Raw genomic sequence first — 16209 nt, forward strand, 5'->3', positions numbered from 1 at the left:
AATATCCCGGGACCACCCTCGGTGGCGAAGCGGATTCGGCTCAGTCCTGAGCGTCCTGAGCGTCCTGAGCGTCATCGCCGACGATGCCGGCGATGAGCTCGTCGGTCCCCGCATCGTCGGTGGTCTCCGACAGTGCAGCGGCGTCGGCGGCCTCCTTCTCGGCGATGCGGCGCGAACGGGAGATCCCGTCGAGCACGGCGTGGACGTAGCCGGGGGCCTTGTCGTGGCCGTACTCCTTGGCCAGACCGATCCCCTCGTCCACGGCGACCTTCTCCGGGATCTCGTCGTGGTTGTGGAGCAGCTCCCAGGCGCTCACACGCAGCACGGCGCGGTCCACGGCCGGGAGTCGGTCCAGGGTCCATTCGCTGGACAGGTGTCCGGCGATGGCGCCGTCGATGCCGTCGAGATTCTCGGCGACACCGCCGACGATCTGCGCGGTGTAGTCGTTGACCGGGGCGACCTGGTTCGCCTCGTCACGGGACAGCTCACGGCGGTCCTCGACGATCTCGACCGGATCGATGTCCCGGAACTCCGCTTCGAAGAGCATGTCCACGGCGCGCCGCCGGGCCCGGAAGCGGGCCCCGTGGCGGTGGTGGTTCTTTTCCTCACTCATCGGTAGTGATCAGTGCCTCTACTGGTTGACGCGGGAGAGGTAGGAGCCGTCTCGGGTGTCGATCTTGACGACGTTCCCGGTCTCGAGGAACAGCGGCACCTGGATCTCGGCACCGGTCTCGAGGGTGGCGGGCTTGGTACCGCCGGTGGAGCGGTCACCCTGCAGGCCCGGGTCGGTGTGCTCGATGACGAGGTCGACGGAGACCGGGAGTTCGGCGAAGAGGATCTCACCGTCGTGGAAGGACAGCTGGACCTTCATGCCGTCCTTGAGGAAACGGCCGGCCTCACCGAACTTGTCCTGCGGGACCTCGTACTGCTCGTAGGTCTTGGTGTCCATGACAACGTAGTTCTCACCGTCGTTGTACAGGTAGTCCATGTCGCGGCGGTCCACGGTGGCGGTCTCGACCTTGACGCCGGCGTTGAAGGTCTTGTCCAGGGTCTTGCCGGAGACGACGTCCTTGAGCTTGGTGCGGACGAAGGCCGGTCCCTTACCGGGCTTGACGTGCTGGAACTCGATGATCTGCTGCAGCTTGTTGTCGATCTTCAGCACGAGACCGTTCTTGAAATCCGCGGTAGTTGCCACGTGTGTACTCCCTTAAGGAAAGTCGGACAGGTAATCGACCTGACAGTCTAGCAGGTGAGGTCCGGCGGACCCTAGACGACCTGCAGCTCGGTCGTCGACGGGTTCACTGACTCCGCACCCTCGGCGGTGACGATGTAGGTGTTCTCGATCCGCAGCCCGGTCTTCCCGGGCAGATAGACACCCGGCTCGACGGTGAGGGTCTCCCCCGCGACCAGTGTTTCGGCGGGATCGGTACGCACCGATGCCGACGGTGCCTCGTGGACGTCGAGGCCCACGCCGTGGCCGGTGGAGTGGACGAAGTACTTGCCGTACCCCGCCTCGTCGAGGACGTCGCGGCAGGCCTTGTCGACGGCGAAGGGGCCGACGCCGGGGCGGACGGTCTCGACCCCGGCCCGGAACGAGCGGTGGACGATCTCGTAGAGTTCGCGGGCCAGTGCATCCGGCTCTCCGACGCACACGGTGCGGGTCTGGTCGGAGGCGTATCCGTCCAACCAGACACCGAAATCCACGGTGACCAGGCCCGGGACGATGACGTCCCGTGAGACTCCGGCATGGGGCTTGGCGCCGTTGGTCCCGGAAGCCAGGATCGTGTCGAAGCTCAGCCCGTCTGCTCCGGCGGAACGCAGCCGATGTTCGAGGTCGGCCGCGGCCTCGATCTCGGTGATGCCCTCACGGATGCCGCCGGCGGCGATGAATTCGGTGAAGACCGCGTCCGCGAGGTGCCCGGCCTCGCGCAGTGCGTCCAGCTCCACGTCATCCTTGACCAGGCGGGCGGATTCGACAGCACCGGCGAGGATCTCCGGGTCACCGAGCCCGCGGGCCGCCCCGACCGGCAGCCCCGGTTCGATGGCGTAGCCCTCCTCGCCGGCGACACGGGTGAGCTCGCCGAAGAGGTCGCGGGTGATCCGGATGTCCAGCCCCGGGGAGGACGCGGTCTGCTGACGGATCTGGGTGTCGTATCGTCCGTCGGTGACGATGGTGCCGGTGCCGTCGGTGCCCAGCAGCAGCGCGGCGTTCGAGCCCGTGAACCCGGAGAGGTACCGGATGTTCTTCAGGTCACTGACCAGCAGATGACGGTGGCCGGCAGCGGCGATGGTCCGGGCGACGGCGGCCCGGCGGGAGGAGTGGTCGACAGGTGCGCTCATGGCCCCCGAGACTACGCCCGGGAGATCAACGCTGCGCGAGGAATTCCAGGGCGGCGGTGTAACCGTAGGTGCCCAGTCCGACGATCACACCGGCGGCACCTGCCGAGAGGTAGCTGTGGTGCCGGAACTCCTCGCGGGCGTGGACATTGGAGATGTGGACCTCCACGTAGCCGGCACCGTCGGTGATCTCGGCCAGGGCGTCCTTGAGGACCACCGACGTGTGGGTGAGACCTCCGGCGTTGATGATCACGGCGTCCCCTTCGTCGGCGGCGCGGTGGATCCGGTCGAGGATCTCACCCTCACAGTTGGACTGGAAGAAGTCGATCTCCGTGCCCAGCTCACCGGCTCGGGCGCGCAGCCCCTCCTCGATGTCTGCCAGGGTGGTCGCACCGTAGATGTCCGGCTGACGCTTGCCGAGCCGGTCGAGGTTCGGGCCGTTGACGACGAGGACGCTCATGTCCACTGCTCCTTCAGGGTGGCGGTGTAGGCGGCCTGCAGTGCCGCGTTCTCCGGGGCTTCGAGGCGCACCGGAGCGTAGGGCAGGCCGTCCCGGTCGGACAGGACGACAATGCGGATGTGACCGTCGCGGTTCTTCTTGTCGCGGCCCATGACCTCCAGCAGTTCCTCGAGGGATGCTCCGTCGTAGCTGGTCGGCAGGCCGACGGAGGTGAGGATCCGGCGGTGACGGGCCACGGCGTCCTCCCCGAGAAGACCGACGGCGTGGGCCAGCTCCGCTTCATAGACCATGCCGACGGCGACGGCCCAGCCGTGGCGCCAGCGGTAGCTCTCGTGCTGCTCTACGGCATGTCCGTAGGTGTGTCCGTAGTTGAGGATCTCCCGCAGCGAGGACTCGCGCAGGTCCTGTCCGACAACATCTGCCTTGACCTTCACCGCCAGTTCGATGAGTTCAGGCAGTGAGCCGCGCGGATCGAGTGCGGCGGCGGGATCGGACTCGTAGATGTCGAGGATCTCCGGGTCGCGGATGAAGCCGGTCTTGACGATCTCGGCCGAACCGGCGGAAATCTCCTTGGCGGGGAGCGTGTCGAGGACCTCGAGGTCCACCAGGACGGCGGAGGGTTCGTGGAAGGAGCCGACGAGGTTCTTGCCGGCGGCGGTGTTGATTCCGGTCTTGCCGCCGACCGCGGCATCCACCATGGCCAGCAGGGTGGTCGGGTACTGGACGACGCGGATACCGCGCATCCAGGTCGCGGCGATGAAGCCTGCGAGATCGGTGGTCGCGCCGCCGCCGACGCCCACGATGACGTCCTGGCGGGACAGTCCGGCGTCCGCGCAGACGTCCCAGCACTCGGCGGCACCGGCGACGGTCTTGGCGTCCTCGGCGTCCGGGGTCTCGTGCAGGACCGGCTCGATGCCGGCGGCACGCAGGCCCTCGGCGATATAACGGGCACGTTCCGCCAGCGGAGGTTGGTGCAGGATAACGGCACGGGAGGCGCCCGGGACGGCCTCGGCGACATGGCCGGTGAGGTCACGGCCGATGACGACGTCATAGGGGTTGTCGGTGGCAACGTGGACGCGACGGACGTCGGTCATGTCAGGCTCCTTGACTGAGGTGGTGGTCTCGAGGAACTGGAGGATCTCGGAGACGATGTGGCGTGGGGCGCGACCCTCACTGGTCACGGTGAGGTCGCTGACCTCGTCGTAGAACGGGGCACGCTCGGTCTGCAATTGACGGTACCGGGCCACGGGGTCATCGGCCGCGACGACCGGGCGGTTCGCGTCCCCGGAGGTGCGCCGTGCGCCCTCCTCCGGAGTGACCTTGAGGTGGACGACGAGGTCGTCGGCGAGCAGTGCCCGGGTCTTCGCGGAGATCACCGCGCCGCCGCCGAGGGAGACGATGCCGTCGGTGCGCAGGGCGTCGGCGACGTGCCTCTCCTCCAGCTCCCGGAAGGCAGGTTCACCGAGCTCACTGAAGACCTCGCCGCATCGACGGCCGTAGTCATCCTCGATGAGGGTGTCGGTATCCACCACGCCGCAGTCAAGCTCCTTGGCGAGATACCGGCCGATCGTGGATTTGCCGGCGCCGGGCAGCCCGACGAGGACGAGACGCGGACGCCGCCGACCGGTCGTCATGTCAGTTATCGTCCCAGCGCAGCCGGGAGTCGACCTCGGCGATGTAGGCGGCGTAGTTACGCTTCGTCTCCGCCAGCGAGTCGCCACCGAACTTCTCGAGCAGGGAGCGGGCGATGACCAGGGCCACCATGGACTCGGCGACGACACCGGCGGCGGGGACCGCGCAGACGTCGGAGCGCTGGTGGATGCCGGTGGCCTTCTTTCCGGTGTCGGTGTCGACCGTGGCCAGGGCACGCGGGACGGTGGAGATCGGCTTCATGGCGGCACGCACACGCAGTGGCTCGCCGTTGGTCATGCCACCCTCCAGGCCGCCGGCCCGGTTGGTGTGCCGCTCGATGCCGTCCTCGCCGACGAAGATCTCGTCGTGCGCCTCGGAACCCCGGCGGCGGGCCTGGGCGAAGCCGTCACCGACCTCCACGCCCTTGATGGCCTGGATGCTCATGAGCGCCTGGGCGAGCTGGCCGTCGAGACGGGCGTCCCAGGCGACGTGGCTGCCGAGACCGACGGGCAGGCCGGTGACGACGACTTCGACGATGCCGCCGAGGGTGTCGCCGGACTTCTTCGCCTTCTCGATCTCCTCGATCATGGACTTTTCGTGGGCGTCGCTCTGCGCGGTGAAGGCGCGGACCGGGGAGGCGTCGACGGCGTCCAGGTCGGCGGCGGTCGGCGCGGGTCCGTCGTAGGTGTCGGACGGGCCGATCGAGAGGACGTGGCTGACGACCTCGGAGCCGGTGACCTCACGCAGCAGGGCGCGGGCGACGGTACCGGCGGCGACACGGGCGGCGGTCTCGCGGGCGCTGGAACGCTCGAGGATCGGCCGGGCCTCGGTGTGACCGTACTTCAGCATGCCGGAGAGATCGGCGTGACCGGGACGCGGCCGGGTCAGCCGGGCACCGCGCCCGGAGTTCATCTCCTTGGCGACCTCGGGGTCATCGGTGTCCACCGGGTCGGCGGACATGATGGTGGTCCACTTGGGCCACTCGGTGTTGCCGACCATCACGGCGACCGGCGATCCGAGGGTCAGTCCGTGCCGGACTCCGCCGAGGAAGGTGACCTCGTCGGCCTCGAACTTCATCCGGGCGCCACGGCCGTAGCCGAGACGGCGGCGTGCGAGTTCACGGGAGACGTCCGCACGGGTGACAGGCACGCCGGCGGGCATGTTCTCCACGATGGTGACAAGGGCCTGGCCGTGGGATTCCCCGGCAGTCGTCCAACGAAGCATGCGCTTATTGTGACACGTCCGCGTTCTGCGCGTCACATGACCCCACCTCACGGGGTGGAACACTCCCCGGTCACTCGTGTCACATCGTGAGAAGAACGCCGAACCAGGTGCCCGTCAGCATTCCCGGACCGTGCGGGAGCCCGGCCCTGCACCGCAGTGCCGCGCACGGAACGACGGCGAGACACAGGGTGATCACGGACGACATCGCGACTGCGATCCACCATCCGACGGGCCCACCGGATACGGCGGCCACCGCGCCGAGGGAGAGTGAGAGCTTGGCGTCTCCTCCGCCGATGCGAAGTCGGGGGCTGATCATCCCGGGCACCGCACACAGTGCCCACCAGGCCAGCGCACCGGTCAGTGCCCACGGTCGACCGTCGAGGATGCACCACAGCCACACCACAGCGGCAGCAGGCAGGGAGAGTGAGTCCGGCAGTCGCCGCTCCCTCAGATCGGTGACGGTCAGAGCGACCGACCAGACCAGCGCCACGGTCAGTACCACGGCATCCCACAGATACCCCCACACGGTGCCTGTCCCCCTACCTTCCCTTAGTCCCCCACAGTCCCTTAGCTCAGCCCCTCAGCCAGGTTCACCGGCCGCGGAGCCCGAGGTGCTTCTGCAGTGCAGCGTACATGGCCCCGGCAGAGGCGGTGGCGCCGGTGAACTGCCGGAACTGTTCCGCACCCTGCCCTGCCAACATGAGCAGGCCGTCGGCGACGGGGCGTCCGGCGGCCACCGCCTCGGTCAGCAGGTGGGTCGGGTACGGGTCGTAGATCACGTCGACGACCGCGCCGGCCCGGGAAAGCTCGTCGGTGTACTCACCGGCCGCAGACTCCGGGACGGTGGAGACGAGGACGTCGCATCCGGCACACACGGACGCGAGCTCCGGAGCGTCCAGCCGGTTCCACGAGAACTCCATCCCGTAGCTCTCCACCAGTGCCCTGAGGTTGAGCGCCTTGTCGGAGCGGGCGAGTACGTCCACCCGGTGCACCCCGTGGGCTGCGAAGGCGGCGACGGTCGGTCGGGCGGTCCCCCCGTTGCCGACGACGGCGGCACGACTCGGCGCCGTATCACCGAGAACGGCGTCGAGGCAGGCCGTGACACCGACGACATCGGTGTTGTCGGCCAGCCACCGTCCGGTCTGCGCACCGTCGCTGTCTCGCAGCGGCACCAGGGTGTTCGCACTGCCGATGGCGGCGGCCCGGTCGGTGACCTCGTCAGCGAGGGTCAGGGCGTGGGGCTTGCCGGGCATGGTGACCGAGAATCCCGCCACGCAGGCCGGTGAGCCGCTGAGCAGACGCCGGATCTCGTCCTCCTCCCCGGCCTCGACCCGGACGTACCGGAAACCGGGGACGATTCCCGCGTCCTGTGCGGCGCCGGCGTGGATGACCGGGGACAGGGAATGTGCGACCGGTCGGCCGAGTACCGCGCAGAGGGTGATATCCGGGGACCCGGCGGCGAGAGCGAGGAAGCCCTCGACGTCGTAGACGTCGGCGGACGGACTACCGGGCACTGTCGAGCACCCCGTTGGCGCGGGATTCCTCGATGGCGTCCTCGTGGGCCTGGAAGTCCCGGTTGAACACCGTGGTGCCCTCCTGGTCGACGGTCACGAAGTAGAGCCAGTCGCCCTCGGCAGGGCGTTCGACGGCCTGCATCGCCTCCACACCGGGCGAGGCGATCGGGGTGTCCGGCAGCCCCTTCTTGGCGTAGGTGTTCCACGGGGTCTGGCGTCCGCGGTCCTCATCCGTGGTGGCGACCTCCTGCTCGTCGACGTCGTAGTTGACTGTCGAGTCGAACTGGAGCATCTGGTCTTCGTTGAGGCGGTTGAGGATGACACGGGCGACTTTGTCGAAGTCACCGGCGGGAGCCTCGCGCTCGACGAGCGATGCGGCCGTGAGCACCTGGTAGGGCGTCAGTCCGACGGTCGAGGCCATCTCGACCAGCCCCGTGCCCTCGTACTCGGTGACGGACGAGGTCACCAGTTCACGGACGATCTCGAGCGGCTCAGCGGTCGGGTCGAAGACGTGGATGCCGGGTGAGATGAGGCCCTCGATGCGGCGACCGTCGTCACCACGGGCGTCGACCTCGGAGGTGGCCCAGTCCGGCACGCCGAGATCGGCCGGCGCGGTCCGGGCGATGACCTCGTGGAGCTGGTCGACGGTCACACAGTTCTCGAGCCCGTCGGTGAGACCCTCACGGCAGGAGTTCTGGGCGATCATCGACAGGATGCCGGTCCGCGGATCCCCACCGACGACAGCGGTGTCGTCGAGAGTCGAACCGTTGGGCACGTCGATGACACCCAGCCGACGTTCATCGTCGGTGAGAGCATCAAGGGCGGAGTCCGCCGACATCTTCTCCTGCAGTGCGTAGTACCCCGCCTGCAGGTCGCGGAACTCCCCGGCCTGCTCGGCGCGGTCAGCGGCGCTGATGATCGCGGACCTGGAACCCACGACGTTGTCGTCGAGGAGCTGTGGGACGAGACCGGAGACGGTGTCCCCGTCCTCGACGCGCACCAGGACGACCTTGCCGTTGCCGTCACCGTCGTAGTCCCTGGTTCCGACGACCTCGCGTTGCCAGTAGACATAGGCGACGACGAAGACCAGCAGGATGACCAGGGCCGCGCCGACGGCGATGGACCACTGACGGCGACGACGGTATCTCGGGGAGATGGAGGTTGTACTCGGCATTGCTGTAGTTCTCCGCGCCTTTCCAGAGCACGGGAGTGCTCACAGGGGATACTGCATTCTCAGTCGATCATTCTCGCACAAAAAGATCACGAATCGTTATCTGGCCCGCCGTGTCGCGCAGAAAATGCCTTCCGGGCATCCAACCAGCCCTGCAGAATGTGCACGGCAGCGGCCTGGTCGATGCGGGACCGGCCCTTCTTCTGGTTCACTCCCGACGCATGCATGGCGTTCGTCGCAGCCATGGTCGACATGCGTTCGTCGACGAGCCGGACGGGGATGTCGAGGTTCTTGCGCAACCTGGTGGCGTAGTTCTCCGCCCGTCGGGTCGACCGGGTGCGGTGGGACCGCAGGGACACGGGCAGCCCGACGACGACCTCCACCACGAAGTTCTCGGCGATGAGCTCGAGCACGTGGTCGAACTCCTCCCCCGGCCAGGCGCCGCTGGTCTTGTCCGCCTGGACGGTCTCCAGCGGGGTGGCGAGGATGCCGTCGGGGTCGGACAGGGACACCCCGATCCGGACGGTGCCGACGTCGAGACCGAGGCGGCGGCCTCGACCCGGGTCGTCGTCACCGGGACGGTCCGGCACCGGATCCGGGCGCTGCTGCCGATTCTGCTCAGTCACGTCGGCCCGCGTCCTACTTGACGCCGGTGGCGTCGGCGACGATGTCGCGGACAGCCTTCACGGCGGCGTCGATACCGGCGGCGTCTGAACCCGAGCCCTGGGCCATGGCGGGCTTACCGCCACCGCGTCCACCGACGTAGGGCGCGACGGTCTTGATGATGTCCCCGGCCTTGACCCCGGCGGCGACGGCCGCATCGGTGGCGGCGGCGATGAACGGCACCTTGCCCGACTCCGGGTCGGAGGAGATGAAGAAGATCACGCCGGCGTCCGAGCCGGCACGGGACTTCGCCTCAGTGGCGAGAGTGCGCAGGTCACCGGCGACGATACCGTCCGGGACGCGCGCTGCGACGACACGGATGTCGCCGACCATGGTGGCCTGCAGAAGGTAGTCGCCGACCTTCGCGGACAGTTCCGCGGTGCGGAACTGGGCGATACGCTTCTCCGCCTCATTCAGGCGGGTGGTCAGGGCCTCCACCCGATCCGGCAGCTCCTCGGACGGGATGCGGAGCTGGGACGCCAGAGCACCGGAGAGCTTGTGCTGGTCGGAAAGGAACCGGAAGGAATCCACACCGCTGTAGGCCTCGATTCGACGGACGCCGGAGCCGACCGAGGACTCACCGAGCACGGCCACCGGGCCGATCTGGGAAGAGTGCTCGACGTGGATACCACCGCACAGCTCCATGGAGAACGGGCCGCCGATCTCGACGACGCGCACCTCAGAGCCGTAGTTCTCACCGAACAGGGCCATCGCACCCATCGCCTTGGCCTCGTCGAGGCTGGTCTCGATGGTGTTGACCTGGTAGTCGGCGTCCACCGCCTCATTGGCGATCAGCTCGATCCGACGCAGCTGGTCGGCGGTGAGCTGCTCACCGTAATTGAAGTCGAAACGCAGGTAGCCGGGCTTGTTCAGCGAGCCCGCCTGGACGGCGGTCGGGCCGAGCACCTGACGCAGGGCGGCGTGGATCATGTGCGTGCCGGAGTGCGCCTGGCGTGCCTTGTGCCGCCAGGTGTGGTCGACGGTGGCGGTGACCCGCTGGCCGACAGCGAACTCACCACCGGTGACGGTGACATTGTGCAGCCAGACCTTCTTACCGGTCTTCTGCACGTCGTCGACGGTCGCCGCGCCACCGGTTCCGGTGATCTGGCCGCGATCGGCGAGCTGTCCACCGGCCTCGGCGTAGAACGGGGTCTGGTCCAGGATCAGCTGGACCTTCTGCCCCTCGCCGGCCCGCTCGACGAGAGCGCCCCCGGCGACTATACCGAGGATCGATCCCTCGGCCTCGGTGCTGTCGTAGCCGAGGAAGACGGTCGGGTGGTTGTCGACGAAGGGCCGGTAGACGGCGACGTCGGCATGGTCGTGCTTCTTGGCACGGTTGTCGGCCTTGGCGCGGGCCTTCTGCTCGGCCATGCGGGCGTCGAAGCCCTCCTTGTCCACGGTCAGACCGGACTCAGCGGCCATCTCGACGGTGAGGTCGATCGGGAAGCCGTGGGTGTCGTGCAGCGAGAACGCGGCGTCGCCACTCAGCTCGGTCAGGCCCGAGCCCTTGACCTGGGCGGCGACAGTCTCGAACAGACGGGTGCCGGATTCGAGAGTCTTGAGGAAGGCGGTCTCCTCGCCCACCGCGACAGCGCGGATACGCTCCCAGTTGTCGGCGATCTCCGGGTAGGACGGGGTCATGGTGGAACGCACGGTGTCCATGAGCTTCTCCATGGTCACACCGGTGGCACCCAGCAGACGGGCGGAACGGATGATACGGCGCAGCAGGCGACGCAGGATGTAACCGCGACCCTCGTTGCCCGGGGTGACCCCGTCGAGGATGAGCATCAGGCCGGTACGGCAGTGGTCGGCGATGACGCGGAAACGGATGTCGTCGGTGTGCGCGGCGTGGTAGTCGGCCGACTCGGTGTCGCCGGCCTTGATGAGCTGCTCACTGCGGCCGTAGGTCGCGCCGGTGAGGTCCTCGGCGACCTTGATCACCGGGGCGAGGAGGTCGGTCTCGTAGACGTTCTCGACGCCCTGGAGGATGCAGGCGACACGCTCGACACCCATACCGGTGTCGATGTTCTTCTTGGGCAGCGGGCCCACGATCTCGAAGTCGTCCTTGCCGATGCCCTTGCCGCGCTCATTCTGCATGAACACGAGGTTCCACAGCTCGATGTAGCGGGTGTCGTCGACGACCGGTCCGCCGTACTCCCCGTACTCCTCGCCACGGTCGTAGTAGATCTCCGAGCAGGGGCCGCACGGGCCGGGGACGCCCATCGACCAGTAGTTGTCGGCCATGCCGAGGCGCTGGATCCGTTCCTCGGGGATACCGATCTTCTCGTGCCAGATCTGGGCGGCCTCGTCGTCGTCGAGGTAGACGGTGACCCAGAGGCGGTCCTTGTCCAGCCCGAATCCGCCCTCGTCGACCGGGTCGGTGAGCAGCGACCATGCGTGGCTGATCGCGCCTTCCTTGAAGTACTGGCCGAAGGAGAAGTTGCCGGCCATCTGGAAGAAGGTGTTGTGGCGGGTGGTGATGCCCACCTCCTCGATGTCGAGGGTGCGCACACACTTCTGGATGGAGGTGGCGGTGCCGTTGGGGAACGGCGGGTTCTGCTCGCCCAGGAAGTAGGGTTTGAAGGGCACCATGCCGGCGTTGACGAAGAGCAGGTTCGGATCGTCGAGGATCAGCGAGGCGCTGGGCACCTCTGCGTGACCGGCCTTGACGTAGTGGTTGATGAATCGCTCACGGATCTCATGCGTCTGCACGGTGTTGGCAACCTTCTTGCTTGTCTCGGGGCTTTACCGGGAAAGAGTCTACCTGCCGCCGCGGACTATCCCACGCAGGGTGTCAAGGGTGGTGGAGATCTGACGTTCCCGACCATGGTCGGTGGGGTTGTAGTACACGGCGCCGGACAGGTCGTCGGGCAGATAGTCCTGGGTGAGGACGCCGCGCGGGTCCTCGTGGGGGTAACGGTAACCGACGGCGTTGCCGAGGCCCTCCGCCCCCGAATAGTGCCCGTCGCGAAGGTGCGGCGGAACCACAGAGCCCTTCCCGTCGCGGACGTCCGCCAGGGCGGCGTCGATGGCGGTGATCACCGCATTGGACTTCGCCGCGGTCGCGAGATGGACGGTGGCCTGCGCCAGCGGAATGCGTCCCTCCGGCATGCCGATGAAGCTGACCGCCTGGTGGGCGGCCACGGCAGCCTGCAGGGCGGTCGGATCCGCCATCCCGATGTCCTCGGAGGCGTGGACGACGAGCCGGCGGGAGATGAACCGGGGGTCCTCCCCCGCGTCGATCATCCGCGCCAGGTAGTGCAGGGCGGCGTCCGGCTCGGAGCCGCGGATGGACTTGATGAAGGCGCTGACGATGTCGTAGTGCTGGTCACCGTCCCGGTCATAACGGGCCACCGCCTTGTCGGTGGAGCGGGCGACGACGTCGACGGTGACCTCGCCGCCACTGTCCTCGACGGACTCGGCGGCGGCCTCCAGGTAGGTCAGGGCGCGTCGGGCGTCGCCGGCTGCCAGGGCGGTGAGCCGGTCGCAGGCCTCGTCGGTGAGCGTGATCTTCCCGTCGTAGCCGCGCGGGTCCTCGATCGCCCGACGCAGCAGCGTGGAGATGTCGGCCGGTTCCAGAGGCTTGAGCTGGACCAGCAGAGAGCGCGAGAGCAGCGGGGCGACGACCGAGAAACTCGGGTTCTCGGTGGTCGCGGCGACAAGCAGCACCGTCCGGTTCTCCACGGCGGAGAGCAGGGCGTCCTGCTGGGTCTTGGAGAACCGGTGGACCTCGTCGATGAAGAGCACGGTGGGGATCCCGTCGGCGAGCCGTCGACGGGCGTCCGCGATGACCGAACGGACCTCTTTGACCCCGGAGTTCAGCGCGGAGAGCGCTTCGAAACGGCGTCCGGAGCCACCGGCGATGAGGGACGCCACGGTCGTCTTCCCGGTGCCGGGCGGACCGTAGAGGATGACGGAGGATTCACCGCGTCCATCGATGAGACGTCGCAGCGGTGAGGACTCCCCCAGAACATGCGACTGACCGACGACCTCGTCGAGGGTGCGCGGACGCATCCGCACCGCCAGCGGGGCATGGGCCCCGGGATGGAAGTAGGCGTCCGCCGAGCGCGACGGCGGCACCGGGTCGCCGGTCCCGGCCGCCGACTGCCCGACGTCGAAGAGACCGTCGTCCACGGGACTCAGCGCGACCGGATGTCGGTGCGGGTCTGCGGGACAGCCCCCAGCTCGGCGAGCCGGGTCAGCACGGCCTCGGCGAAAGCGGCGACGTCTCCGTAACGGGAGTCACCGCCGTCCTGCTCCGAGGCAGCCGTGGCGTAGCTGCGGACGGACTCGACGGTCGTCGCGAAGTCCGCGAGATGGGTCTCAGGCAGACGCTCGAGCTTGCGCGCACCGTCGGAGGCCGACTCCGCGTCCTCGATCACGGCGAGGGTGCCGTGGTAGAGCAGCGACAGACTCATCAGCGCCCACGCGATGAGCGATGTCATCAGAGCGTAGGTGAGGCGCTCACGGTCACGCACATCCGGCCACACCGAGACAACCTCGGAGGACCAGGCCTCGACGAATTCCGCGGACTCCTCCTCGTCGAGCAGCGGGGTGCTGATGTCGTGCGGGAATCCGGCGATCACGCAGGCCACATCGAAGACGATGTCGCGGAAACCGGCCCACTCGAAGTCAAGGAAGACGACCTGATCGGACAGCATGATGTTGTCCGGGGTGAGGTCGAAGGGGCTGAAGGCCCGGAGCCGGGAACGGGACTGCCGGAGCCCTGCCTCTTCGGCGAACTCCGCGACCGTGTCGCTGATCTGCACTCCGCTGCTGCGCAGCAGGTCGAGACCCTGCGCGACCAAGGCGGCGATATCGACGTCACGCTCTCCGGCCTGCTCGGCCGGCAGGTCGTGTCGCGAATACTGGCGGCGGTTGAGGGTGTCGAAGGACTCCTCACCGTCGGCGGTGGCGACCTGCATCCGACCCAGGGCACGGCCGAGTTTGCGCAGGGCGGAGGCCCGTCGCTCGGCATCCTCGATGATGAGGATGTCCGAGAAACTCTCCCCGGTACCGGCATCGGAGAGTACGATGATGCGCTCGTCGATGTCGTGGGCGAGCAGCAACGGACCGGGCCGGTTCTCCGACGGCAGGGTGTTGGTGTACTGGTAGGCGACGACCTCGCGGATCATCGCCGCATTCGCCTCCGCTTCCTCCGGCGTGCCTTCCGCCACGGCGGGGAGCTGCTTGATGACGAGGGACCGCTCCTGGAGGAAGGGATTCGGGGTCACTTTCGCACGAAGGACCAGGGAATCACTGGATCCCCCGAGGTCCTCGGGGTGGGTGAGCTCCGGGGTACCCCCGAACCGGCGGCCCAGCAGATGGGCAGCCCGTTCCAGGACGGTGTCGATACTCAGCACGGCGGTTCCTTACGCAGGTGGTCGGTAGAACTACTCGGCGGCCGGCGCGGCGGCTTCCGGCTTCTTCGGCTTGGCGTCGATGCCGGCTTCCTTGCGCTGCTGGGCGGTGATCGGGGCCGGGGCCTCGGTCAGCGGGTCGACTCCGCCACCGGACTTCGGGAAGGCGATGACGTCGCGGATGGACTCGTAACCGCCGAGCAGGGACACGATGCGGTCCCAGCCGAAGGCGATGCCGCCGTGCGGCGGGGCGCCGAAGGCGAAGGCATCCAGGAGGAAGCCGAACTTCTCCCGGGCCTCCTCCTCGGAGATGCCCATGACGGCGAAGACGCGCTCCTGGACATCGCGCTGGTGGATACGGATGGAGCCGCCACCGATCTCGTTGCCGTTGCAGACGATGTCGTAGGCGTAGGCGGTGGCCTCGCCCGGGTTCTCGTCGAAGGAGTCGATCCACTCCGGCTTCGGAGAGGTGAAGGCGTGGTGCACGGCGGTCCACGTGGAGTGGCCGAGGGCGACGTCGCCGGAGGCGGTGGCGTCGGCGGCAGGCTCGAACAGCGGGGCGTCGACGACCCAGGTGAAGGCCCAGTCGCCTTCCTTGATGAGGCCGAGGCGCTCGGCGATCTCGCCGCGGGCGGCACCGAGCAGGGCGCGGGAAGGCTTGACCTCGCCGGCACCGAAGAAGATGCAGTCGCCCGGCTTGGCGCCGACATGGGCGGCGATGCCCTCACGCTCGGCGTCGGTGATGTTCTTGGCGACCGGGCCGGTCAGGGTACCGTCCTCGCCGACGAGGATGTAGGCGAGGCCCTTCGCACCGCGCTGCTTGGCCCATTCCTGCCAGGCGTCGAGGGTACGGCGCGGCTGGGAGGCGCCGCCCTCCATGACCACGGCACCGACGTAGGGGGCCTTGAAGACGCGGAACGAGGTGTCCTTGAAGAACTCGGTGCATTCGGTGATCTGGATGTCGAAGCGCAGGTCCGGCTTGTCGGAGCCGTACTTCTCCATGGCCTCGGCGTAGGTCATCCGCGGGATCGGGGTCTGGATGTCGTAACCGATCTCCTTCCACACGGCGGTGAGGATATTCTCGGCCAGGGCGATGACGTCATCCTGGTCGACGAAGCTCATCTCGACGTCGAGCTGGGTGAACTCCGGCTGACGGTCGGCGCGGAAATCCTCGTCACGGTAGCAGCGCGCGATCTGGTAGTAGCGCTCCATGCCGGCGACCATGAGCAGCTGCTTGAACAGCTGCGGGGACTGTGGCAGGGCGTAGAAGCTGCCCGGACGCAGACGCGCCGGCACCAGGAAGTCGCGGGCACCCTCGGGGGTGGAGCGGGTGAGGGTCGGGGTCTCGATCTCGGTGAAGTCCTCACCGGACAGGACGCCGCGGGCGGCCTGGCTCACCTTGGACCGCAGGCGCAGGGCGTGGGCCTGCCGCTCACGGCGCAGGTCCAGGTAGCGGTACTTGAGGCGGGTCTCCTCGCCGACCTCGCCGCCGGTGGTGTCCTCGATCTGGAACGGCAGTGCGGTGGACTCGTTGAGGATCTCCAGGTCGGAGACGTTGACCTCGATGGCACCGGAGGCGAGGTTGGGGTTCTCGGAACCCTCCGGGCGGGCCTCGACGATGCCGGTGACCTTGAGGCAGTACTCGCTGCGCAGATCGTGGGCACGCTCGGCGACCTCGTTCTCGCGGAAGACGACTTGGGCGAGCCCGGAACGGTCACGCAGGTCGATGAAGATCACTCCACCGTGGTCACGCCGACGGGCGACCCACCCGGTGAGAGTGACCTCCTTTCCGGTGTCGTCGGAGCGAAGGTCGCCACACAGATGCGTCCGCAGCACGTCGCGTTGTCC

General features: G+C 68.0%; 14 protein-coding genes. All 14 read right to left on the minus strand.

What is annotated here, in order from left to right; genetic code table 11:
* Positions 1-40: 40 nt before the first annotated feature.
* Positions 41-613, minus strand: a complete 573-nt coding sequence (nusB, locus tag CVA01_RS06875; RefSeq protein WP_014010029.1) for a transcription antitermination factor NusB — start codon at positions 611-613, stop codon at positions 41-43.
* Between the two features lie 18 nt (positions 614-631).
* On the minus strand, positions 632-1195 hold the full coding sequence (gene efp / locus CVA01_RS06880; protein WP_014010030.1) for an elongation factor P: 564 nt from the start codon (positions 1193-1195) through the stop codon (positions 632-634).
* A gap of 71 nt (positions 1196-1266) precedes the next feature.
* Positions 1267-2340 carry a M24 family metallopeptidase gene (locus CVA01_RS06885; RefSeq protein ID WP_014010031.1) on the minus strand — a complete coding sequence of 358 codons (1074 nt, stop codon included), beginning with the start codon at positions 2338-2340 and terminating at the stop codon, positions 1267-1269.
* Between the two features lie 25 nt (positions 2341-2365).
* Positions 2366-2797: a type II 3-dehydroquinate dehydratase gene (aroQ, locus tag CVA01_RS06890; RefSeq protein WP_014010032.1), complete on the minus strand. Its 432-nt coding sequence runs from the start codon at positions 2795-2797 to the stop codon at positions 2366-2368.
* Positions 2794-4431 (minus strand): 3-dehydroquinate synthase, encoded by a 1638-nt coding sequence (gene aroB / locus CVA01_RS06895; protein ID WP_141329579.1) that lies wholly within the window; start codon positions 4429-4431, stop codon positions 2794-2796. Before aroB ends, aroQ begins: the two co-directional genes overlap by 4 nt.
* Before the next feature lies 1 nt (position 4432).
* Complete coding sequence (gene aroC / locus CVA01_RS06900; RefSeq protein ID WP_141329581.1) at positions 4433-5653, minus strand: chorismate synthase; 1221 nt, start codon at positions 5651-5653, stop codon at positions 4433-4435.
* A 79-nt stretch (positions 5654-5732) separates the two neighbouring features.
* A complete protein-coding gene (locus tag CVA01_RS06905; RefSeq protein ID WP_014010035.1) occupies positions 5733-6179 on the minus strand; it encodes a prepilin peptidase in 447 nt (148 codons plus the stop codon).
* Positions 6180-6243: 64 nt separating this feature from the next.
* Entirely contained in the window at positions 6244-7167 is a 924-nt protein-coding gene (locus tag CVA01_RS06910) for a shikimate dehydrogenase (RefSeq protein ID WP_174775614.1), read from the minus strand.
* Complete coding sequence (gene mltG / locus CVA01_RS06915) at positions 7157-8341, minus strand: endolytic transglycosylase MltG (protein WP_141329583.1); 1185 nt, start codon at positions 8339-8341, stop codon at positions 7157-7159. The genes CVA01_RS06910 and mltG overlap by 11 nt, the downstream gene beginning before the upstream one ends.
* Positions 8342-8427: 86 nt before the next feature.
* Positions 8428-8964, minus strand: coding sequence for a Holliday junction resolvase RuvX (ruvX, locus tag CVA01_RS06920; RefSeq protein WP_014010038.1), 537 nt, complete (start codon positions 8962-8964; stop codon positions 8428-8430).
* A gap of 13 nt (positions 8965-8977) precedes the next feature.
* Positions 8978-11713: an alanine--tRNA ligase gene (alaS, locus tag CVA01_RS06925; RefSeq protein ID WP_141329586.1), complete on the minus strand. Its 2736-nt coding sequence runs from the start codon at positions 11711-11713 to the stop codon at positions 8978-8980.
* Positions 11714-11761: 48 nt separating this feature from the next.
* Entirely contained in the window at positions 11762-13135 is a 1374-nt protein-coding gene (locus CVA01_RS06930; RefSeq protein WP_170209719.1) for a replication-associated recombination protein A, read from the minus strand.
* 5 nt (positions 13136-13140) lie between these two features.
* Entirely contained in the window at positions 13141-14364 is a 1224-nt protein-coding gene (locus CVA01_RS06935) for a phosphotransferase (RefSeq protein ID WP_141329588.1), read from the minus strand.
* Positions 14365-14394: 30 nt separating this feature from the next.
* Complete coding sequence (gene aspS / locus CVA01_RS06940) at positions 14395-16197, minus strand: aspartate--tRNA ligase (RefSeq protein WP_014010042.1); 1803 nt, start codon at positions 16195-16197, stop codon at positions 14395-14397.
* Positions 16198-16209: the final 12 nt, after the last annotated feature.

Source organism: Corynebacterium variabile, from assembly GCF_006539825.1.
GTDB lineage: Bacteria > Actinomycetota > Actinomycetes > Mycobacteriales > Mycobacteriaceae > Corynebacterium > Corynebacterium variabile.